At 71.8% G+C, this 21,990-nt stretch carries 17 protein-coding genes and 1 pseudogene; 7 read left to right on the top strand and 11 right to left on the bottom strand.

Annotated features, from left to right (window positions below; translation table 11 throughout):
• Positions 1 to 55 precede the first annotated feature (55 nt).
• Positions 56 to 1,042, top strand: a complete 987-nt coding sequence (locus ACIQRW_RS08090) for an NAD(P)-dependent oxidoreductase (RefSeq protein ID WP_403756425.1) — start codon at positions 56 to 58, stop codon at positions 1,040 to 1,042.
• 75 nt (positions 1,043 to 1,117) lie between these two features.
• Here ACIQRW_RS08090 and ACIQRW_RS08095 read toward each other — a convergent pair whose 3' ends face one another.
• A complete protein-coding gene (locus ACIQRW_RS08095) occupies positions 1,118 to 1,990 on the bottom strand; it encodes a TetR/AcrR family transcriptional regulator (protein WP_403756062.1) in 873 nt (290 codons plus the stop codon).
• Positions 1,991 to 2,119: 129 nt separating this feature from the next.
• Entirely contained in the window at positions 2,120 to 3,787 is a 1,668-nt protein-coding gene (locus tag ACIQRW_RS08100) for an MFS transporter (protein ID WP_403756065.1), read from the bottom strand.
• Positions 3,788 to 4,040: 253 nt separating this feature from the next.
• On the opposite strand from ACIQRW_RS08100, the gene ACIQRW_RS08105 reads away from it, so the two are divergent.
• Entirely contained in the window at positions 4,041 to 4,928 is an 888-nt protein-coding gene (locus ACIQRW_RS08105) for an endonuclease/exonuclease/phosphatase family protein (RefSeq protein ID WP_403756068.1), read from the top strand.
• A 362-nt stretch (positions 4,929 to 5,290) separates the two neighbouring features.
• Positions 5,291 to 6,454 carry a serine hydrolase domain-containing protein gene (locus ACIQRW_RS08110; RefSeq protein ID WP_403756071.1) on the top strand — a complete coding sequence of 388 codons (1,164 nt, stop codon included), beginning with the start codon at positions 5,291 to 5,293 and terminating at the stop codon, positions 6,452 to 6,454.
• A 23-nt stretch (positions 6,455 to 6,477) separates the two neighbouring features.
• Here ACIQRW_RS08110 and ACIQRW_RS08115 read toward each other — a convergent pair whose 3' ends face one another.
• From ACIQRW_RS08115 to ACIQRW_RS08130, 4 genes are read right to left on the bottom strand one after another with little or no spacing between them, the layout of a single operon-like run.
• Positions 6,478 to 8,667, bottom strand: coding sequence for an ArnT family glycosyltransferase (locus ACIQRW_RS08115; protein ID WP_403756073.1), 2,190 nt, complete (start codon positions 8,665 to 8,667; stop codon positions 6,478 to 6,480).
• Positions 8,664 to 10,046: a glycosyltransferase gene (locus tag ACIQRW_RS08120; RefSeq protein WP_403756077.1), complete on the bottom strand. Its 1,383-nt coding sequence runs from the start codon at positions 10,044 to 10,046 to the stop codon at positions 8,664 to 8,666. Before ACIQRW_RS08120 ends, ACIQRW_RS08115 begins: the two co-directional genes overlap by 4 nt.
• 25 nt (positions 10,047 to 10,071) lie before the next feature.
• Entirely contained in the window at positions 10,072 to 11,802 is a 1,731-nt protein-coding gene (locus tag ACIQRW_RS08125; RefSeq protein ID WP_403756080.1) for a sensor histidine kinase, read from the bottom strand.
• 16 nt (positions 11,803 to 11,818) lie between these two features.
• Entirely contained in the window at positions 11,819 to 12,565 is a 747-nt protein-coding gene (locus ACIQRW_RS08130) for a response regulator transcription factor (RefSeq protein ID WP_403756083.1), read from the bottom strand.
• Between the two features lie 478 nt (positions 12,566 to 13,043).
• Here ACIQRW_RS08130 and ACIQRW_RS08135 point away from each other — a divergent pair, with 478 nt between their 5' ends.
• Both ACIQRW_RS08135 and ACIQRW_RS08140 read left to right on the top strand, forming a co-directional pair.
• Positions 13,044 to 13,415, top strand: coding sequence for a hypothetical protein (locus ACIQRW_RS08135; RefSeq protein ID WP_403756086.1), 372 nt, complete (start codon positions 13,044 to 13,046; stop codon positions 13,413 to 13,415).
• Positions 13,412 to 15,298 carry a caspase domain-containing protein gene (locus ACIQRW_RS08140; protein ID WP_403756089.1) on the top strand — a complete coding sequence of 629 codons (1,887 nt, stop codon included), beginning with the start codon at positions 13,412 to 13,414 and terminating at the stop codon, positions 15,296 to 15,298. Before ACIQRW_RS08135 ends, ACIQRW_RS08140 begins: the two co-directional genes overlap by 4 nt.
• A gap of 141 nt (positions 15,299 to 15,439) precedes the next feature.
• On the opposite strand, the pseudogene ACIQRW_RS08145 reads toward ACIQRW_RS08140, so the two are convergent.
• A pseudogene (locus tag ACIQRW_RS08145) lies at positions 15,440 to 16,704 on the bottom strand (IS701 family transposase).
• A 172-nt stretch (positions 16,705 to 16,876) separates the two neighbouring features.
• Between ACIQRW_RS08145 and ACIQRW_RS08150 the strand changes: the two are divergent.
• Positions 16,877 to 17,518, top strand: coding sequence for a LysE family translocator (locus ACIQRW_RS08150; protein WP_403756092.1), 642 nt, complete (start codon positions 16,877 to 16,879; stop codon positions 17,516 to 17,518).
• An 11-nt stretch (positions 17,519 to 17,529) separates the two neighbouring features.
• Here ACIQRW_RS08150 and ACIQRW_RS08155 read toward each other — a convergent pair.
• From ACIQRW_RS08155 to ACIQRW_RS08170, 4 genes are all read right to left on the bottom strand, one after another.
• A protein-coding gene (locus ACIQRW_RS08155) for an IS5 family transposase (protein ID WP_403756095.1) occupies positions 17,530 to 18,404 on the bottom strand; the annotation gives its coding sequence in 2 pieces (ribosomal slippage) (positions 17,530 to 18,212 and positions 18,212 to 18,404; 876 coding nt in all).
• Between the two features lie 45 nt (positions 18,405 to 18,449).
• Positions 18,450 to 19,334 (bottom strand): amidohydrolase family protein, encoded by an 885-nt coding sequence (locus tag ACIQRW_RS08160; RefSeq protein WP_403756098.1) that lies wholly within the window; start codon positions 19,332 to 19,334, stop codon positions 18,450 to 18,452.
• A 38-nt stretch (positions 19,335 to 19,372) separates the two neighbouring features.
• Entirely contained in the window at positions 19,373 to 20,335 is a 963-nt protein-coding gene (locus ACIQRW_RS08165) for a DUF2797 domain-containing protein (RefSeq protein WP_403756101.1), read from the bottom strand.
• A 59-nt stretch (positions 20,336 to 20,394) separates the two neighbouring features.
• Positions 20,395 to 20,919: a hypothetical protein gene (locus ACIQRW_RS08170; protein ID WP_403756103.1), complete on the bottom strand. Its 525-nt coding sequence runs from the start codon at positions 20,917 to 20,919 to the stop codon at positions 20,395 to 20,397.
• Between the two features lie 124 nt (positions 20,920 to 21,043).
• Here ACIQRW_RS08170 and ACIQRW_RS08175 point away from each other — a divergent pair, with 124 nt between their 5' ends.
• The gene (locus tag ACIQRW_RS08175; RefSeq protein ID WP_403756106.1) at positions 21,044 to 21,988 is read left to right on the top strand and encodes an RNA polymerase sigma-70 factor; all 945 of its coding nucleotides are present in this window, start codon (positions 21,044 to 21,046) and stop codon (positions 21,986 to 21,988) included.
• The last annotated feature ends 2 nt before the right edge of the window (positions 21,989 to 21,990 follow it).

Consider the following 21,990-nt stretch of genomic DNA (forward strand, 5'->3'; position numbering starts at 1 on the left):
ACCCGTTCCACCGATATCCGTCCCGGGGCCGCCCTACTCGCTCCTCGGGTGCGGGCTGCCCGTCCCGGGGGCCCCGCTGCCCGCGCCCGACGCCCTCGCGCGGGCCCGGCTGCTGGTCGCGCCCTCGCTCGACGGCGGTCTGGTACGGGAACTGGAGCGGATCACCGGACGGGACGCGGAGCCCCTGGAGGACGTCCCGCCGCCGTCCGACGCGCCCCTGCTGTGCGTGGGCGAGACACTGCCCGACGCGCTGCGGACGAGCCGGCTGCTCTGGTTCCACAGCGTCAACGCGGGGACGGACCCGCTGTTCGCCGGGGGCCCCTGGCCCGGCTCGGCGCTCCTGACCCGGACCGTGGGCCGGATGGGCGAGCGGATGGCCCAGTACGTGCTGGCCTGGATGCTCGCCGAGTGCCAGTCCGTACCGGAGTTCACCGCCCGGCACGCCCGCGCGCACTGGGAGCGCCTCCCCTCGGAGCTCGTCGCCGGGCAGACCGCCCTGATCTACGGGACCGGCCGCATCGGCGCGGCCGTCGGGCGGCTGCTGGGCGCCTGCGGGGTACGCACCGTGGGCGTCGCCCGCACGACGCGGTTCGGGCCGGCGCCGGGCACCGCCCGGGTGGTGCCCGGCTTCGACCGCGTGATCGGGGCCGCCGAGGACGACGAGGTGCTGGGCGAGGTCCGTTGGGTGATCTCCACGCTGCCGTTGACCGGGGCCACGGAGGGCTTCTTCGGGGCCGCCCGGTTCGCGGCGGTGCGCGGGGCGACGTTCGTCAACGTGGGGCGGGGCGCGACCGTCGACATGGGGGCGCTGGAGGCCGCGCTGCGGGACGGCCGGGTGCGGCGGGCGGTGCTGGACGTGCTGCCGGAGGAACCGGCCGCGCCCGGCGACCCGGTGTGGAAGCTGCCCCGTACGGTCATCACCTCGCACTCCTCGGGGATCACCACCGACGAGGACGTCTCCGTCGACTTCACCGCCTGCTGGGAGGCCGTGACGGCGGGCCGCAGGCCCGAGCTGACGGTGGACGCGGGGCGCGGGTACTGACGCCGGTGCACGGCCGGCGAACGCTCAGTGACGTGGCACTCGTTACGCGTCACCGAGCGTTCCTCGGAGAAGCGGCTACGGGGCGGGCGAGCCCGTCCGGTCGCGCACCGCCTCGATGCCCGCGATCAGCAGGTCCAGCGCGAAGACGAAGTCCCGCTCGCGCATCTCCTCGACCGTCTTCCCGCCCCGGGCCGCCATCAGTTCGTCCGACGCCTCGGTGATCTGCCGCATGTGCGGCTGCGCCCTGATCGTGCTCATCGCCTGCTGGTGGTACTCGTCCTGGGTCAGCCCGGTCGCGTCGCACCGCGCCTTGAAGTGGCCCTCGACGGTGCCGAATCCGTACACGAACTGGAAGACCGCCGAGAGCGCGCCCGTCTGCCGTTCCAGGGGCAGCCCGGTGGCCCGGACGATGTCCTGGACGGCGTACGAGAACAGCATGGAGTTCGGGCCGATGTTGAGGAAGGTCCCGGCCAGCGGGGAGATCCAGATGTGGCGGACGAGGAGCTCGCGGTAGCTGCGGGCCAACTCCCGCAGCCGGTCCCGCCAGTCGGCGTCGTCGAGGGGCGGGGCGATCTCGGCGTAGACCGAGTCGAGCGCCAGTTCCAGCAGGTCGTCCTTGGTGTCGACGTACCAGTAGAGGGACATCGCGGTGACGTCCAGCTCGGCGGCGAGTCGGCGCATCGAGAACTTGGCCAGGCCGTCGGCGTCCAGCAGCCGCACCGACGCCTCGGTGATCCGGTTGCGGTCCAGGCCCACCGGGGACTCGGTCCTGCGGGAGCGCGAGGGGGCCCGGCGGTCCAGCCATACGCTGGTCCGCGCGGCGTTGTTCGCCAGGTCGGTGTCGGCCCCCGTCCCGGGCGCGTCCCCGGCCCCGGCCCCGGCTCCGGTGCCCGGCTCAGGCTCGGGCACGGACTCCCCGTCGGACTCGCGGTCGGACTCGGACACCATGGCGCACTCTCCTCGTCTTGCGCGGACCACTCCGCCGAGCGGTCCTGCCGGAAGGGCGGGACCGAGCCGTCCTGCCGGAAGGACGGCGTACCGGACGCTGACGGTCCGGTACGCGCGTCCGGTCCGATGCTATGCCGCCGGTCCCGTCGAGTCTGCCCGGTCCCCGGCCTTCGCGGCCTCGGCCTTCGCAGCCCCGGCCACCGGCGTCTTCGTGGCGTCGGCGGGCGGCGCCTTCGTGGCGTCGGCCACCGGCGTCCCCGTAGCGTCGTCGTGCGGCGCCTTCACAGCCCCGGCCGGCGGCGTCTCCGCCCGCTCGGCCCGGCGCAGCAGGAGCGCGGCGAGCAGCCCGCCCGCCAGCACCGCGACCGCGCCGACCAGTTGGCTGACCTCCAGGCCCGAGGCGAAGGCGTCCTTGATCTGCTCCCGGGCGGCGGGGCCGTCGGCGGCAGCCAGGGCCGCGGGCAGCGAGGCGGCGCCGACTGCGGCCGGCACGAGAGCGGCGAAGCGGGCGTTCAGCACCGCGCCGAGCACCGCGACCCCCAGTCCGTTGCCGAACTCCGCGAGCATGCCGTTGACCCCCGCGCCCACCCCGGCCTTCTCCGGCGGGATCGCGCTCATGATGGCGTTGGCCATCGCGGGCATCGCCAGGGCGACGCCTGCACCCATCACGACCAGGCCGAACAGCATGCCGCCGTACCCGCCGTCGCCCCCGCCGAGCACCGCGATCGCGGCGAGACCGGCCGCCAGACAGCTCATCCCCGCCGCGATGACGACGGGCGTGCCGAACCTCTGGACCATGCGCGCGCCGAGGCCCGTGAGGTTGAGGACGACCACGGTGAGCGCCATCGGAGCCGTCCGCAGGCCCGCCTCCAACGGCCCGTAACCGAGGACGAACTGAAGATGCTGGGTGAGCAGGAAGAGCGATCCGGTCATCCCGAAGGCGACCAGGATGGCCCCCGCCACCGCACCCACGAACTTCTGGTTCCGGAAGAAGTGCATGTCGAGCATCGGGTGGGGAACGCGCAGCTCCCACAGCACGAATCCGGCCAGCACCGCGACTCCGAGCGATGCCGTCAGCAGCACCTGGCCGGACGCCCAGCCGTGCTCGGGCCCGGAGATGATCGCGAAGACCACGGCGGTCATACCGATCGTGGAGAGCAGCGCGCCCAGCAGGTCCGGCCGCTCTCCCTGGCCGCTCTTCGACTCCGGTACGAGCCGGGCGACGGCGGCCAGGGCGATCAGGGCGACCGGGATGTTGATGAGGAAGATCGCGCCCCACCAGAAGTGGTCGAGGACGAACCCGCCGAACAGCGGACCCGCCGCGAAGCCGAGGGAGGAGACCGTGGACCAGATCCCGATCGCCTTGACCCGCTCGGTGTCGTCGAAGATCTGGACCACGACGGCGAGCGTCGTGGTGAGCAGCAGCGCGCCGCCGACCCCCATCCCGGCGCGGGCCGCGATGAGCTGGCCCGATGACTGGGAGAGCCCGGCCACGAGCGAGCCGACGCCGAACAGGGCGAGGCCCACGATCAGCAGCTTCTTGCGCCCGTAGCGGTCGGCGGAGCTGCCCGCGGTGAGCAGCAGCCCCGCCTGGACGAGTGAGTAGGCGTTGATCATCCACTGCACGTCGGAGGTGGAGGCGTCCAGCTCCGACGTGAGGGAGGGGATCGCGACGTTGAGGACGGTGTTGTCGAGCAGCACCGTGAGCTGGGCCAGACAGATGACGCCGAGGATCAGCCAGCGCTGCGGATGCCCCTGATGGGCGAGGTCTGGTCGTTGTGCGGCGGGCGCCGTCATGCGGACTCCTTGGGCTCCGGGGATCCGGTGCGGTGACAGCTCGCTCCGGAGTGGCCGTACGGCACGCGAAGCTCGGCACTGTACGGCGTATGGCAGGTCGTTGACATACAGCGTAAGGCAGTTCCTGTACAACGTACAAGTCAATTCCGTGCCACCGGACCGGCCGCGCCGGTGGGACCCGCGCGGCGGCCGGGCGGTACGGTTCTCGACGCTGACCTGACAAAGTGCGCGATTTTCGGCCGGTTGGAGAGCCATGTCGCTGCGTCGCCGTACCTCTCGTATCCCTCAACTCCTGTTCGCCGCATCCCTCTTGGCCGCGTTCATCGCGCCGCCCGCCGCCGCCGTCACCACGACCCGCCCCCCGCCCGGCGGGGACGTGCCGCTGCGGGTCGCCACGTACAACATCCACGCCGGGGCGGGCGTGGACGGTGTCTTCGACCTGGACCGCCAGACAGCCGAACTCCGGTCACTGCACGCGGATGTGATCGGGCTTCAGGAGGTCGACCGGCACTGGGGCGACCGCAGCGAGTGGCGGGATCTCGCGGGAGAGCTGGCGCGGCGGCTGCGCATGCACGTCTCCTTCGCCCCGATCTACAGCCTGGACCCGGCCCGGCCGGGCGACCCCCGGGCGGAGTACGGGGTGGCGGTGCTGTCGCGGCACCGGATCGTGAGCGCCGAGAACCACGAGATCACCCGCCTCTCCACCCAGGACCCGAACCCGGCCCCCGCTCCCGCCCCGGGGTTCGGCGAGGTCGTCGTACGGGTGCGGGGGCTGCCCGTGCACGTGTACGTGACCCACCTCGACTACCGCCCGGACCCCGCCGTCCGCGTCGCCCAGGTCGCCGACACCCGGCGGATCATGGCCGAGGACCGGGGCCCGCGGATCCTGCTCGGCGACTTCAACGCGGAGCCCGCCGCCCCCGAACTGGCCCCGCTGTGGCGGGAGCTGGCGGACGCCGACCCGGGTGCGCCCACCTTCCCGGCGCGGGACCCGGTGAAGCGGATCGACTTCGTGGCGGTGTCGAAGGGCGGGCCGGCCGACGGGATCACGGTGCGGAAGGCGTGGGTGCCGGAGAGCGTCGCCTCCGACCACCGGCCGGTGGTGGCGGACCTGCTGGTACGGGGAGGAAGGGGCCGATGAGCCCACCGACGGGGGTCGGGCGGACGAGCCCGGACGGGGGTCCACGGGGCCGGAACGGAGCCGATGGCTCACGGGCTCGGCCGACAACACCCGGTGCCGGGCCGATGAGTCCCGGGCTCGGCCCACAACACCCGGAGCCGGGCCGATGACTCAAGGGCTCGGCCCACAACACCCCAAGCCGGGCCGATGACTCACGGGCGGGCCGGGAGTCATCATTTTCGGCCCGCATGCTTCCTTTTACGGTCGGCGCGCGTCCTCCTGTCCGAGGGCCGCGCCCGGTCCACCACCCGCGGTCGCGCACCGCGGGGCACCCCGGGGGCAGGCCTCCGACAGCACACGCGGTACCGGACGAAGGACGACCCATGACCACCACCCCCCTGCACGAACTGCTGGACGCCCACATCGCCAAGGGGTCGATGCCGGGCGCGGTGGCCCTGGTCGCCCGGGGCGGAAGGACCGAGGTGGCGGCGGCCGGTACGGCCGGCCTCGCCGGGTCCACGCCGATGCGGCGGAACTCGATCTTCCGTATCGCCTCGATCACCAAGCCGATCGTGGCGGCGGCCGCCATGACGCTCGTCGAGGACGGCCTGATCGCCCCCGCCGACCCGGTCGCGGCATGGCTTCCCGAGCTGGCCGCGCCCCTGGTCGTACGGACCCCGCAGAGCCCGGTCGACGACGTGGTGTCCGCGGTCCGCCCGATCACCCTGCTGGACCTGCTGACCTTCCGGGCCGGCTACGGCTTCCCTTCCGACTTCTCGCTCCCGGCCGTCGCCCCGCTGTTCGCCGAGCTGAAACAGGGCCCGCCGCAGCCCCAGGCCGTCCTCGCGCCGGACGCCTGGATGGCCGCGCTGTCCCGGGTCCCGTTGCTGCACCAGCCGGGCGACGGCTGGCTCTACAACACGTGCTCCGACATCCTCGGCGTCCTCGTCGCCCGGGTCGCCGACCGCCCGCTGCCCGTGTATCTGGCGGAGCGGCTGTTCGAGCCCCTCGGCATGACGGACACCGGGTTCGCCGTGGAGCCCGCCGCGCTGGACCGGTTCACCAGCTACTACCGGGCCGGGGCGGACAGCGGAGGCGATCCGGTGCTGGTCGACGCCCCGGACGGGCAGTGGAGCAGCCCGCCCGCCTTCCCGTCCGGCGCGGGCGGCCTGGTCTCGACCGTCGACGACTGGGCTGCCTTCGGCCGGATGCTGCTCGCCGGGGGCCTGAACGACGACGGGCACCGGGTGCTGGCCGCCGAGTCGGTCCGCCAGATGATCACCGATCACCTCACCCCGGACCAGCGCGCCGCGAGCGGGCTGTTCACGGAGGGGCAGGGCTGGGGATTCGGCGGTGCGGTGGACATCGAGATCGCGGCCCCCTGGAACGTCCTCGGCCGCTACGGCTGGGTCGGCGGCACCGGCACCACCGCGCACATCGTCCCGTCCACGGGCACCGTTGCCGTCCTGCTCACCCAGCTGGAGATGTCCGGGCCCGCCGCACCGCAGGTGATGCGGGACTTCTGGACGTACGCGGCCGGGTTCTGAGCCCGACCGCGTACGCCCGGTCCTCAACCGGCGGGCCGGGTCAGGTCGTAGAACGTGGCGCTGCCGATGGTGACCTCGGTGAAGTTCTCCGTCACCCAGGAGGAGATCTGCGACGAGGTAGACGAGGTACCGGAGTTGCCGCCCCTACCGCCGCCGCCTTCCGCCCCGCCGCCCGGGCCGCCTCCCATTCCTGCGCCCATTCCTCCGCCCATTCCTCCGCCCGAGACGAAGTAGTGGACCTTCCCTTCCGCGACGTACTTCTTGAACTGGGCCAACGTCGTTGACGGGTCGCTCCCGTTGAAGCCGCCGATCGCCATCACCGGTTCCTCAGTGGCGAGTTGATAGCTGGCCGCGTTCTGCGCGCCGACGGCGGCGGCGACCCAGGTGTAGTCGTCCGCGCCCTTCTCCAGCAGCGCCTTCGCCTCGGTGTCGACGGACGCGCCGTTGAGCAGCCCGCCCATGCCGCCGCCTCCGCCGCCACCCCTCACGCCTTCGCCGAAGCGGGGGTTCGTGCCCGCCCCTGTCCCCGTCCCCGTACCCGTACCGCCGGGCGCGGTTCCTCCCGGTGCCGTCCCTCCCTGTGCGGCGCCTCCGGGCAACGTAGGCATGCCGCCCTGCCCCTGCCCCTGCGCCTGGCCGGGAGGCTGCTGCATGCCGCCGCGCTGCCCGCCGTCACCGCCGCCGGGCCCGCCGGTTCCGCCCCGGCCACCACCGCCACCGCCCCCGGGTCCGCCCATGCCGAAGCCGGCCGAAGGACCGGCGGTCACGATCGACCCCTGGTGGCCGCTGTTCAGGGTGCTGACGGTGTACGCCGCCGGCCCCGCCAGCGACGCCGCGCAGCTCAGCCCCACCACGGCGGCCGCCAGGCCCCGGCCGCCGAACCGGCCCACGACCAGCAGCCCGAGCGCGCCGACGATCCCGGCCGCCAGTACCGCCCACCTCAGCCACGGCAGGTAGTCCGGCGTACGGCCCAGCAGGACGTACGCCCAGACCACCGTCACCACGACCGTGCCCGCGAGCACCGCACGCGGCCACCACGCGCCCCGCTCCTCCCACAGCACCGTGACGCCCATGGCGACGAGCGCCGCGACGTACGGGGCGAGGGCCACCGTGTAGTACTGGTGGAAGATCCCGGCCATGAAGCTGAACACGGCCGCGGTCATGACCAGCGCACCGCCCCAGGCGACGAACGCGGCCCGCGCGGAGTCGGTCCGCGCCGCCTTCCGGGTCAGCCAGAGCCCGGCCGCCAGCAGGATCAGCGCGGCGGGGAGGAGCCACGCGATCTGGCCGCCGACCTCGGAGTTGAACATCCGGCCGATGCCGGTCTCACCCCAGCCGCCGCCACGGCCGCCGCCTCCCCCACCGACGCTCCCGGTCTCCTCTCCGTTGATCCGGCCGAGCCCGTTGTAGCCGAAAGTGAGCTCCAGGAAGGAGTTGTTCTGCGAGCCGCCGACGTACGGGCGCGAGGAAGCCGGCATCAGCTCCACGATCGCGACCCACCAGCCGCCGGCGACGACCGTCGTCAGCGCGGACAGGGCGAGTTGCCCGATCCGCTTCCGTACGGGAACGGGGGCGCACACCGCGTACAGCACGGCCAGCGGCGGCAGGATCAGGAACGCCTGGAGGGTCTTCGTCAGGAACGCGAACCCGACCGCCGCGCCCGCCCAGAGCAGCCACTTCGTCCGCCCCTGCTCCAGGGCCCGCAGCACGCACCAGACACTGACGGTCATCAACAGGGCGAGCAGCGCGTCCGGGTTGTTGAAGCGGAACATCAGCGCCGCGACGGGCGTCAACGCGAACACGCCCACCGCGATCAGCCCGGCGACCGGCCCGAAACGACGGCGTACGGCGGTGTTCAGCACGGCCGCCGTGGCGAGCGCCATCAGGACCTGCGGGGCCAGAATCGCCCACGAGTTCAGCCCGAACAGCCGCACCGACAGGGCCATCGGCCAGAGCGCGGCGGGCGGCTTGTCGACGGTGATGGCGCCTCCGGAGTCCAGCGAGCCGAAGAAGAGGGCCTTCCAGCTCTGGCTGCCCGCCTGGACGGCCGCGGAGTAGAAGGAGTTGGCGTATCCGGAGGCGCTGAGGTTGGCAAAGTACGCGAGGGCGACGGCCAGCAGCAGCCCGTACAGCGCGGGGCGCGCCCAGCGGGGGCCTTCCCTCCCGGCCGGCGGCGCGGCGACAGGCATCGCGGGAGTGGCGGTCGTGGTCATCGGACATCCTCGGGTTCGTCGCGGGCCGGGAGGACGGCTGCCGCGGGCAACAGCGCCCCCACGTCGTCCCGTTCGGCGGAGCGGCGCTCAGGGAAGACCCAGGCGCGCAGGAGCAGGAAACGCAGCACGGTGGCCGCGAGGTTGGCGGTGATCAGCACGGCCAGCTCCGTGCCGTGCGAGGGCGATCCGGTCGCCGCCCCCAGCGCGGCGAGCGAGCCGCTGGTCAGCGCGAGGCCGATGGCGAAGACCACGAGCCCCTGCGCCTGGTGGCGGACGGCCCCGCCCCGGCCGCGTACACCGAAGGTGAGGCGGCGGTTGGCGGCCGTGTTGGCGACGGCGGAGACGAGCAGCGCGCCGCCGTTGGCGAACTGCGGGCCGACGCCGAGCCGGAAGAGGGAGTACAGCGCGAGGTAGAACAACGTCGACAGCGCGCCCACGAAGCAGAACCCGACGAGCTGGCGGGCCAGTCCGCGCTCCACCCCGGTCAGCGCCCGGTCGCGCGGGTCGTCCCCGAAGGGCCGGGCCAGCCGGTCCAGCGGCAGCGCGCCGACGGCCAGCGCCCGCCCCACCCGCCACACCCCTTTCAGGTCCTCGGTGGCCGTCCGCACGATGCGGACCGTCGATTCGGGGTCGTCGATCCAGTCGACGGGCACCTCGTGGATGCGCAGCCCGGCCCGCTCGGCGAGGACCAGCAGCTCGGTGTCGAAGAACCAGCCGCTGTCCTCCACCATCGGCAGCAGCCGCTCGGCGACCTCGCGCCGGATCGCCTTGAACCCGCACTGGGCGTCGCTGAACCCGGCGGCCAGCGAGGAGCGCAGGATCAGGTTGTAGGCGCGCGAGATGAACTCCCGCTTCGGCCCCCGCACCACCCGCGAACTCCTCGCCAGCCGGGAGCCGATGGCCAGGTCGGAGTGGCCGGAGATCAGCGGGGCGACCAGCGGGAGGAGCGCGTTGAGGTCGGTGGAGAGGTCGACGTCCATATAGGCGAGGACCGGGGCGTCGGACTCCGCCCAGACCGTACGCAGCGCCCGCCCCCGCCCCTTCTCCGCCAGCCGCACGTACCGCACCCCCGGCAGCTCCGCGGCGAGCGACGCGGCGACGGCGGGCGTGGAGTCGGTGCTGGCGTTGTCGGCGACGGTGATGCGGAAGGGGTACGGGAAGGTCCGCGCGAGATGGCCGTTCAGGCGCACGACGCAGGGGCGGAGATCCTTCTCCTCGTTGTACACGGGGACGACGACGTCGAGCACGGGGACGTCGGCGGCGGTGGCCGGGCCACGGGCCGGGAGGTGCTTCCTGACCGGCAGACGGGCGCGGTGCCCGCCGTCCCCGCTGCTGCGGCCGGTCGCGCCGGGGCCGCTCCGGAGGCTGTCGGTTGTCATGCTCCGACGTTCGCCAACCGCGCTGTCACACCGGTGTGCTGAGCCTGTCCCTGCCCTGTGAGTCCGCTCGGAGCGCTTCATCCGCTGCCGCCGGCAGCTCGATCACGAACACCGTGCGGCCCGGCTCCGACTCCACCCGTACGCGCCCGCCGTGCGCGGAGACGACGGCCTGCACGATGGCCAGGCCGAGCCCGGTGGACCCGGTCGCCCCGCCCGTACCGGCCCCGCGCGAGCGGGAGGCGTCACCGCGGGCGAACCGTTCGAAGACGTGCGGCAGCAGCTCCGCCGGGATGCCGGGCCCGTCGTCGCCCACCTCCAGCGTGACCGGCCCCCCGGCGCGCGCGGACGGCCGTACGGCCACGGTGACGGTGGTCCCCGGTGGGGTGTGGGTGCGGGCGTTGGCCAGCAGGTTGACCAGCACCTGCTGGAACCGGTCGGGATCGGCGCGTACGGTCACGGGCTCGGCGGGCAGCTCAAGCCGCCAGCGGTGCAGGGCGTCCCGGCCCGGCGCGCTCTGGTCCGCTGCCTGGGCGTCCCGGCCCCGCGCCCCCCGGTCCGCCGCCCCGGCATCCCGGCCCGGCGACGCCCCCCGGTCCGCCGCCCCGGCATCCCAGCCCGGCGACGCCCCCCGATCCGCCGCCCCGGCATCCCAGCCCGGCGCCCCCTGGTCCGCCGCGCGGGCGTCGCTGATCGCGTCCACGACCAGCGGCAGCAGATCGGTGCTCCCGTACGAGAGCGGACGCCCGGAGTCGAGGCGTGCCAGCAGCAGCAGATCCTCCACCAGGCCCGTCATCCGGTCCGCCTCCGACTCGATCCGCCCCAGCGCGTGCCGGGTCACCGGGCCGGGCTCCGGCGCTTCCCGTCCCCCGGTGGCGCGCCGGGTCAGCTCGGCGTAGCCCCGGATCGAGGCCAGCGGGGTGCGCAGCTCATGGCTGGCGTCCGCGACGAACTGCCGGACCCGCGTCTCGCTCTCCTGGCGGGCGGCGAGTGCCGAACCGACGTGCCCGAGCATCCGGTTGAGCGCCGCACCCACCTGCCCGACCTCCGTGCGCGGATCGGCCTCGGCGTCCGGGACCCGCTCCAGGAGGGCCACCTCGCCGCTGTGCAGGGGGAGTTCGGATACCCGGGTGGCCGTGGCGGCGACCCGGCGCAACGGCCGCAGGGCGATCCCGACGAGCACGGTGCCCGCGATCGACGCGGCCAGCAGCCCGGCGGCGGTCACGCAGACCTCGACGACGATCAGGGTGGTCAGCGCACCGCTCACCTCGGCGCTGGGGATGCCCACGAGGACGGTGTGCCCATCGGCGGTGTTCGCGGCCTCCACCCGGTAGCCGCCGAGGCCCGGAAGATCGATGCTCCGGCCTCCCTCACCGGTGGTCGGAGCGGCCGCCTCCAGGGCGCTCCGCTGCTCCCCGGTCAGCGGCTTCGCGCTCTCCTGGGCGCGCAGCCCGCTGTCCTCGACGACCTTCGACGCGGTGACGTCGTCCTCGGCGAGAAGGGCCCCGAACGTGCCGAGCGGCTGCCCGCCCCCACCGACGAAGCCGAGCGGACCCGCCTCGCGCAACGCCTGGGGCCCCGGGCCCGGCGGGCGCTGGGCGCGCTCGGCGACGGAGTGCAGCTGGTCGTCGAGCTTGCCGTACATGTAGCTGTGGAAGGCGATCGCGGTGACGGACCCGATGACGGCGGCGACGACGGCGATCAGCGAGACCGCCGACACCACGAGCCGGGTACGCAGCGTCCAGGGCCGCCGCGGCACTCCCCCGCCCCGGCCCCTACTCACCGGGCTTGATCAGATACCCCGCGCCGCGCCGGGTGTGGATCATCGGCGTGCGCCCGGCGTCGATCTTCTTGCGGAGGTAGGAGATGTACAGCTCCACGACGTTGGCCTGGCCGCCGAAGTCGTAGTTCCAGACCCGGTCGAGGATCTGCGCCTTGCTGAGCACCCGGCGCGGATTGCGCATCAGGAAGCGCAGCAGCTCGAACTCGGTGGCCGTGACGTGGATCGCGTCCCCGCCCCGGCTCACCTCGTGGCTGTCCTCGTCGAGCACCAGGTCCCCGACGACGAGCGTGGACTCGGCGCGGCCGGCGGCGACGGCCGAGCCCGAGCGGCGGATGAGCCCGCGCAGCCGGGCCACGACCTCCTCCAGGCTGAACGGCTTGGTCACGTAGTCGTCGCCGCCCGCGGTCAGCCCGGCGATCCGGTCCTCCACGGCGTCCCGGGCGGTCAGGAAGAGGACCGGCACATCGTCGTACTCGCGCCGCAGCCGGCCCAGCACGGACAGCCCGTCCATGTCCGGGAGCATCACGTCCAGGACCACCGCGTCCGGGCGGAAGTCCCGCGCGGTCCGGACGGCCCCGGCCCCGTCCCCGGCGCTGCGCACCTCCCACCCCTCGTACCGCAGGGCCATCGAGAGCAGCTCGGCGAGCGGAGCCTCGTCGTCCACGACCAGGACCCGCACGGGGGTACGGTCCGGCCTGAGCAGTTCGGTACGCCCCTGGGGCGAGGTCGTCGTCGTCATGGGGACCACTCTGTGAGGCACCCGTGAGAGAAGCCTGACCCGTTCCTGTGAATTCCCTGAGAAAGCGGCGCGAGCGTGCGTGCCGGACGCCGCCCGGGAGGCGGCGGTTCGACGACAGGTCCTAGTAGGGCTTGGTCATGTGCGGTCTGTGATGGCGTGTCTTCTTGTTCGGATGTGCTGGGTGAGGAGTTGGCTGCGGTCCGGTGTGATCTGGAGGACTTCGCGGCGGAGATGTTCGAGCCGTTCGCGCGGGCGGATCAGCGACGGTGGGGGCGGGGCCTGCTGCTGGACGGCGGGCGCAAGGAGGTGGAGCGCGAGGTCGCGTTGTTCACGCCGATCCACGAACTCAAAGGCTCGGACAACACTTCGTTGATAGCCAACCCGACGCCGCTCCCAGAACCAGGGCAAGTTGATCAGAGGACCCCGCTCAGACCGCCCTCTGTGCCTACACTCTCAGGCATCCAGCCAAGGAGGGATAGTGGAAGCGTGGCTTTCGGTACGGGGCGAGAACCCGGTCCGTGACCTGCAGGATCTCGACGAGTGGCTGAACGGCGAACCGGAGCTGCGTGGCCGTGTCACGCCCCGGGCAGTGCAGCCGGGCCCGAACGAACTGGGGGCGTCATTCGACGTGCTGATTACCGCGATCGGTAGCGGCGGCGTGATCAGCGTGCTGGCGGGATCGTTGCACGCGTTCCTGACCCGGCCTCGCGGTACCGACGTGCGCATCTCGGTCTCTACGCCGGACGGGCGCAGCGTCGAACTGGAAGCCCAGCGGGTCGAGGACGTCGAGTTACTACTGCGCCAGCTGCTCGTCGTCTCCGACGAGCAGGAACCAGCCGGTGACGCGTGAGCCGGGCGGCGTTTCGCGCCGTCGATCCCGCACGGTCGCAGATTGTTCTGATCGGCACCCCGCGCTATCGCGACGAGCACCTGCCGGACGTACCCGTCGTCGCCCACAACGTGGCCGACCTCGCAGCCGCGTTCACGGACCCGGGAGTGGGCGGGTTTGCTGAGGCGCACTGCCGTGCCGTGCCCGGGGACGTCGACCTCGCGCAGGTCGGTGAGATCCTCACGACCGCTGCCAAGCAGGCGAGCGATCTACTCCTGGTCTACTACAGCGGACATGGACTGATCGACCGCCGCGGGAACCTGTACCTGAGTCTTGCGGCGACGCACCCCGACCGGTTGGCATACTCCGCACTCCCATACGACGCGGTCCGCGAGACCTTCCTCGACAGCCGCGCGGAGAACCGGGTCCTCATTTTGGACAGTTGTTTCAGCGGGCGCGCCATTGGTCGGCCGCTGGCCAGTGAGGAGCAGTCACTGCTCACCGCACTGGAGGTATCCGGCACTTACACGCTGACCGCCGCCACCGAGAACCGGGTGGCGTTGGCACTGGATGGTGAACGGCACACGGCGTTCACCGAGCGACTGCTCCGACTGTTCCAAGACGGCAGCGCCGGGGCCGGCCAGATGCTGACGATGAACGACATCTACCGGCACCTGCTTGGCCGGCTGACGGCAGAGGGCCTGCCGGTACCCCTGCAGCGGGGCACCGACACCGCCGAGCTGCTGGGCCTGGTGCGCAACCGGCAGGGAGCCACGGCTCATCAGTCTTTCCTGCACGAAACCCTTCCAGTGCTGGTGGACGCGGCCGTCGCCGGCCGGTCAGGGCTCGTCGGGATGCCCTCGCCTGGGCTGCCGAGCGAGAGCGTCAGCGCCGAGGACCGGGCCGCCTTCCTCATCGAGAAGGCGCTGCGCTGCGCGTCGGGAGCAAGAAGCAAGCAGGTCCGACGCATCTGCTTGTCGCAGATCGCGCCGGTCGTCGCCGCCGTGGCTGAGGAACAGGCCCTGGCCATCGCCGCGACCATGCCGGACGAGGACCGTCGGCAGTCCGTCCTGGCGGATATCGCCGTGGTCGTCGCTGCTGCTGACATCTTCCGCGCCATCGACATGTTGATCAACGGCACGGAGCCTTACCGGACCACGGCGCTGGCCCACATCGTGAGGAATCACGGGCTGCGCGACCCGAGAGACGGGGAGTACGTCCTCGACACCTATGTCCTCGACGGCCCTCGACGGAGCGCAGCCGCTTTGAGTGAGATCGCCGGGGCGGTCGCGGCGTTTGCGCCTGACCGGGCCGAAGAGATCGCCGCCAGCATTACCGACGAGTGTTCCCGCACGGAAGCCCTGGCCGGGATCGCCCGCACGGTTGCGGCCACAGACCCCGGCAGGGCCTTCCGTCTGCTTCCCGACCGATACTCTCCCTGGACGGTGCCCATCGTCGCGGAGGCCCTCGCATTCATCGACCCCGACGAGGCCCTGCTCTTGATCGCCCCGCTTGCCGGTCAGAAGCCTTATCCGGCAGCCCAGGTCGGCGTCGTTCGAGCGGTCGCGGTGAACGACCCGCAGCGGGCCCTGCATATCGCCCGTGGCATCTCCGATCGCACGTGGCGAGCGGAAGCACTGGTGGCCACTGCCCAAGCCGTCGCTGCCACTGACCCCGATCAGGCCCTGGCGATCATCGCCGTCATAGGCGACTGTTTCGTGGAGCAGGGGGCGCTGGCGGACGTCGCTCCGGTAGTCGCCACGAACGCCCCCGAGCGGGCTATGCAGCTCGCCGAGAGCATCACCGATACGCTGTCGAAGGTCTTCGCGCTGACGGGCATCGCGTCCGTGCACCTCGACGCTTGCTACCGCCGGAGCAGCGCGACCAGGCTGGCGGCTCGCTGACAGCACGTGACATCTGTGCTGAACACACAATGCGGCTTGGTCATATTGGTGCGAGATCTGGCATGTCGCGGTGACAGGTGGGGCAGGCGCCGGTCCAGGTCGCGAGGAGTATCTGCAGCTCGTGAACGACTCGGTAGAGGCTCAGGCCGACGCCGTCTCTTTTGGGGATCGGCTCAGTCGCTGCAGGGTGCAGAAGGCGTGGGCGGCCGAGACGAGGGTGACGTTGTGGTGCCAGCCCTGCCAGGTCCGGCCTTCGAAGTGGGCCAGGCCGAGGGCCTGTTTCATCTCGCGGTAGTCGTTCTCGATGCGCCAGCGGAGCTTCGCGGTGCGCACGAGGACGGGCAACGGGGTGGTCTCGGGCAAGTTGGAGAGCCAGAACTGGACGGGTTCGGGTTCGGTGGCGGGCCATTCGGCCAGCAGCCAGCGTGTTGGAAGTTCAGTGCCCGCCGTGGCCTTGCGGATCTCGCGTCCGGCGGGCCGGATCCGCAGGGCCACGAAGCGGGAGTACATGCGTTTCACTCCGCTGCGGCCACTGCCCGGCCGGGAGCCTTCTCGCCATTGCACCGGCCGTGCGGAGGATCCGCCGACCGCGATGACCAGGCCCTTCACCCGCTGAGCCGGCTCGGGGTAGGCAGGGACCGGTCGTGGGCCGCGGCCGGAGTAGGCCGGGGTGCATTGCTGTGCGTCCTCGGGTTACGCGGTGGTCGTGGTCGAGATGCCCACCACGTAGTCGAGGCCGCTTGTCTCCAGACCGATCCGGAAAGCGGCGGTGTCTCCATAGCCGCCGTCGGCGATGACCTGGGGCACCTCGATGCCCCAGGACCGCGTCTCGTCGATCATGTCGAGGGCCAGCTGCCACTTCTCGACGTGGCCCACCTGGGCAGGAATGGCGCACTTGTCACGGCGGGCTACTTTGACCGGATCGGCCTTCGGCGAGGCGGGATCCCAGCTCCCGGGCAGGAACAGACGCCAGTTGACCGCCGCGGAGGCGCCGTTGGAACCAGGTGCAAGGAGACCCCGGCCTGGCAGTTGGTGACCTTGCCCGCGGTGCCGGTGTACTACCGGGTCACACACGCGGACGCGTCCCCGTCCTTGAGGAACCCGGTGTCATCGATGATCAACGAGGTGGGCTTGACGACCGGCTGCATGCGCCAGGCCAGGCGGGCCCGAACATGGGCCGCGTCCCACGGGCTGGAAGTGACGAAGTGGGCCAAGGCCTGCCGGTTCCCGTCCTCGCCCAGGCGGGCGGCCATCGGCTCCACCGACTTGCGCCCGCCGTCCAGCAGCAGGCCCCGTAGATAGACCCCACCCCACCGCCGCTGATCCGCCCGCGCGAACGGCTCGAATATCTCCGCCGCGAAGTCCTCCAGATCACACCGGACCGCAACCAACTCCTCACCCAGCACACCCGATCAACGACACGACCGATCAAGAGGACACTCCATCACAGACCGCACATGACCAAGCCCTACTAGGGCGTGTATCGGAAGTGGATCTCGACAGTTCGGAGGGCACTGCCGCGAACTAGGTCGAAAGTCCCTCTGGCGCCGACGGGGTGCGCGGGAGAAGATCTGGCGCATGATCGACCCGCACCGGCTCCTGGCCTTCTGCACCATGTCCGTTCTCTTATCCGCTATCCCCGGTCCGAGCGTGCTGTTCGTCATCGGCCGGGCCTTGGCTCATGGCCGCCGGACGGCGCTGGCCTCGGTGTTGGGCAACGCACTCGGTGGATACGCGCTGGTCATCGCAGTCGCTCTAGGGATCGGCGCTTTGGTCGAGACCTCGGTCATCGTCTTCAACGCGATCAAGCTGGCCGGAGCCGTTTACCTCGTCCATCTCGGCGTGAAGGCTCTGCGAGCAAGCTGGAAGAGCCGGGCAGAAGCGGCAAGTATCGCCTCGGCGCCGTCCAGTGGTCGGGGATCGGTGCTGGCAGGTTTCATGGTCGGGGTGACGAATCCGAAGAGCGTCGTGTTCCTCACTGCGATGCTGCCTCAGTTCGTCGACCGAGAGGCTGGTCACGTCACCCTCCAGATGCTGAGTCTCGGCTTGGCAGGTGCTGTTTTGGCCCTGATCTCTGATGGATTGTGGGGACTGACGGCCTCTGCCGCACGGACCTGGTTCGGCCGCTCCCCCAGGCGGATGTCGCTGGTTGGTGGCGCCGGCGGGCTGGCCATGATCGGACTGGGCACAGCGGTGGCGGTTACCGGCCGCGCTGACTAGGAGCAGCCCCCTCACAGCCACTCATTAATGGCGGCTATGAGAACGGTCGCCTCGTAGCGCACTGCGAGTTTGTCGTAGCGAGTTGCCACGGCGCGGTGCCTTTTGAGGCGATTAATGCCGCACTCGACCGCGTGGCGCTCACGGTAGTCGAGCGGGTCGAAACGCGGTGGTCGGCCGCCGCGGGGGCCGAGTTTTTGGCGGTTGCGGGCCTGGCCGGCCTTGGTCGGGATGGTGCATCGGATCCCGCGGCGGCGCAGGTAAGCGCGGTTTCTGCGGGAGGCGTACGCCTTGTCGGCCCGTACTCGATCGGGACGGACGCGTGGTCGGCCCGGTCCGATGCGGGGCACCCGGACCTTCTCCAGCACGGCTTCGAACTGCGGTGAGTCGCCGCGCTGCCCGGCCGTGATCACGAGCGACATGGGTTTCTGACCTTGCTCGACGGCCAGGTGCAGCTTGGTGGTGAACCCGCCGCGTGAGCGTCCCAGCCCGTGGTCTCCGGGCTCGATAAAGACACCGCCTGGTGGTTCCTTCTGCAGGTCACTCTGCCTCCGGGCCCCTGCTGCATGCTGATGGGCGCGGCACACCGTGGAGTCGACGCTCAGGTCCCACGTGAGCGCCCTCTTCGACTCGGCCAGGGACTGGAGCTGTGTGAGGATCCGCTGCCACGTGCCGTCCCGCTGCCATCGACGGAAAGGTCGTAGATCCGGCCCCACGGTCCGTATGTGGTGGGAACGTCCCGCCACGGCACACCCGTCCGGACACGGAACCGTATGCCGTCGATCAGCTGTCGACGAGGCCAGCACGGCGGCCGTCCAGCCTTTGCCCCCTTCGGCAACAACGGCTCCAGCGCCACCCACTGCTCGTCTGTGAGATCTCCCCGCCCCATACAGGGAGATCATTCACAGGCGAAGATCGACTTTCGATACACGCCCTAGGAGCCCTGAGCGGGGAACAACGCGGCGGCGTTCCCATGACAGACCGCCCGCAACCACGCGTCCCCCAACCCGAGCCGCTCCAGCGCCTCCAGCTGATGGACGTACGGGTAGGGGATGTTCGGGAAGTCGGTCCCGAGCAGCACGCGGTCCCCGAGGTCGGCGAGCCGCCCCCGCTCCGCCGCCGGGAAGGGGCTGAACCCCTCGCTGAAGTCGGTGAACGCCATCGTCGTGTCGAGCCGGACCTCCGGATACGCCTGTGCCAGCGCCAGGAACTCCGCGTACTCCGGCATCCCCAGGTGCGCGACGACCAGCCGAAGCCGGGGATGGCGCGCCAGCAGCCGCCCGATCGGCCTGGGCCCGGTGTGCGCGCCCGGCGCGGGCCCCGACCCGCAGTGCGTGACCACCGGGATCCCGGCCTCCGCGAGCAGCCCCCACGCGGCGTCCAGGAGCGGGTCGTTGGGGTCGTACGCGCCGACCTGGAGGTGCGACTTGAAGACCCGCGCCCCCGCCTCGACGGCCTCCTTCACGTACACCTCCACACCGTCCTCCGGGAAGAGGGTCGCGGTGTGCAGACAGTCGGGGGTCCGGGCCGCGAAGTCGGCGGCCCAGCCGTTCAGCCAGCGGGCCATGCCGGGCTTGTGCGGGTAGACCATGGAGGTGAAGCGCCGCACCCCGAAGGACCGCAGCAGCTCCAGCCGCCGCTCCTCCTCGTACCGGTAGGTGATCGGCCACTCCAGGCCGGTGAGCGGTCCGACGGCGTCGAAGTAGGCCCATACCTTGCGCAGGACCTGTTCCGGCATGAAGTGGGTGTGGACGTCGATGATCCCGGGCAGCCCGAGCCGCTTCCAGAACCGCACCACGTCATCGCTCTCCGGCCCCACGGACGCTCTCCCTCGGTCGACGGTCAGACCAACCCCGGTCAGAACAACCCACCCTGCACACCGCCGCCGCCGATGTCGATGAGGGGGACACGTACATCGCTCTCCGCCACGGCGGACACGGTTCCCGCGGATACGACCCCCGTGGACGCGGCCTCCTCGGATACGGCCTCCTCGGATACGGCCTCCGGGGGCACTGCGGCAAGGTCCCACCCGGTGATCAGCCGCGTGTCCAGGACGACCACGCCCACGCCGTCCACCGCCAGATGCAGATCGGGCCCGGCCGCAGCGACGAGCCGCCCCGCGACGACGCCCCCGTCGACCAGCTCCCGCACCGACCGCACCGGAGCGGGCGCCCGGTCGATCCCGAAGACCGCCGCCTGATCGACGACTTCGAGGGGCAGCCGCTCCAACGACTCGGGCCAGCCGCCCCCTTCGAGCCGCGCGGCCCGCCGGTACAGCTCCGCCACCTCGGCGGCCCGCTCCTCGCGCCCGGGAAGCCGCCCGCGCACGGCCCGCTTCCTGGCGTACGGGATCCGGTCGGGCACACCGAGGGCCGCCCGCAGCACCTCCTCGGTCCGCCGGGCCGCCATGAGGGGCCCGCGCCCCAGCCAGCTGAAGACCACGGCCCCCTGCTCCCGCAGCCGGGCGGCCCCCCGCTCCTCCCCGGTGATCCCGACCTTGACCATGCCGGGCCCGAACCAGGCGAGGTACACGCGGTACGTCCGGGGGTCGTCCGCCATCGTGTCGGCGGCCACCGAGTGCGCCCGGTCCAGCCGCGCGCACTCGGCGCACCGCCCGCCGGTGGAACGCCCCGGCACCACCGCACCCAGCGGGCACACATTCCCCCGGGCTCCCACACAGTGCCGCTCCCCGAGGGCCCGGAACCCGAGGCCGGCCCCGTACGCGAGCACGCTCACCCGCCGGTCACCGCCCCTGCTCCACCCCAGCTCGGGCACCTGCCCGGGCCACCGCACCCCGGCGCACCACCACCCACCGGACACCCGGACCCCGCTCTCTCCGCCACCGGCACCAGATCACCGGTCGAACCGGTCCGGCGATGCTACGCGTAGCCTCCGACACCCTCGATCCGCCGCCGCATCGCGGCCATACGCCGTTCGAACCGCCGGTTGAACCAGATGATCCAGCCCATGAACCCCACGCCGAAGCCGAGGCCCCACAGCCCGATCGGCACGTTCCCCGCGGCGAACCAGAAGAGCGGCATGGCGAGGAAGAGCAGTCCGAGGGAGGGAAGGGCCCACCACCGGTTGCGCCGCAGCTTCTCCTCCCGCCGCCGGATCAACCGCACCATGGCCGCCTGTTCGGCCGGGTCCTCGGGCAGTTCGCCGTTCTTCGCGATGCGCCGCTCCAGCTCCGGCACCCGGGAGACATCGGTGCCCACCGCACGCGCGTCCCGCCGCCGGCGCCGCATCAGGAGCCACGTCATCAGACCCGCGTAGACGAACCCGCCGACCAGAATGCCCGGCCACCCCGACCATCCGTAGAAGGCCAGCTGGATACCGACCCACACCACCAGCACCAGCAGCCCCATCGCCCACCACCGGTCCTGCCAACGCTCTTCCCGCACGTGCTCCTTCGACCTCATCGCCGACCTCCGAGAGGAACGTGTCCGTCACGCCCCCGTACAACGTCGGCTACCCCGCCCCCGGCCCTCCGAACGACCGCCGCGGAGGGCCGTTATGATCCGGCCCATGGCGCTGACGGGGAACCAGGTGGATCTGTTCGAGGCTTCCATGCCCCGGCTGAAGGCCATCGCCTACCGCCTTCTCGGCTCCGCGAGCGATGCCGAGGACGCCGTCCAGGACACGTTCCTGCGCTGGCAGTCCGCCGACATCGACCGCATCGAGGTCCCCGAGGCCTGGCTGACGAAGGTCCTCACCAACCTCTGCCTCAACCAGCTCACCTCGGCGCGCGCCCGCCGCGAGACCTATGTGGGCCAGTGGCTGCCCGAACCGCTGCTCGCCGGGGACCCGATGCTCGGCCCCGCCGACACCGTCGAACAGCGCGAATCCGTCTCGTACGCGGTCCTCGCCCTCATGGAGCGCCTCTCCCCCAACGAGCGGGTGGTGTACGTGCTGCGGGAGGCCTTCGGCTACCCGCACCGGAGGATCGCGGAGATCCTCGACATCACCGAGGCCGCCGGCCAGCAGATCTTCCACCGCGCCAAGAAGCACATCGCGGAGGGCAGGACCCGGACCGAGATCGACGAGGCCGCCGCCCGGCGGATCGTCGAGGAGTTCCTCACGGCCGCGACCAGCGGCCGGACAGAACCGCTCGTCCGGCTGCTCACCGCGGACGCCGTCGCGATCGGCGACGGCGGCGGAAAGGTCCCGGCCCGCGCGAAGCCGTTCGAGGGCGCGTCGGCCGTCGCGAAGTTCATGCGGAGCCTGTTCACCCCCAACCAGGCGGCTCGCAACCTCCTCGGCGGCACGGCGGAGGTCCACGTCTCGTACGCCAACGGGCTGCCCGCGCTCGTGGTCACCGTCGACGGCCGGGTCATCGGCGTCATGTGCCTGGAGATCACGGCGGACGGCATCGCCGCGTTCCGCAACCAGGCCAATCCCGACAAGCTCGACCGCGCGACGCGTCAGTGGGCGGCGACGGACCACGGAGAACCGGCCCTCCGCATCAACTAGCC

Origin of the sequence: Streptomyces sp. NPDC091287 (assembly GCF_044768525.1) — a bacterium.
Classification (GTDB): domain Bacteria; phylum Actinomycetota; class Actinomycetes; order Streptomycetales; family Streptomycetaceae; genus Streptomyces.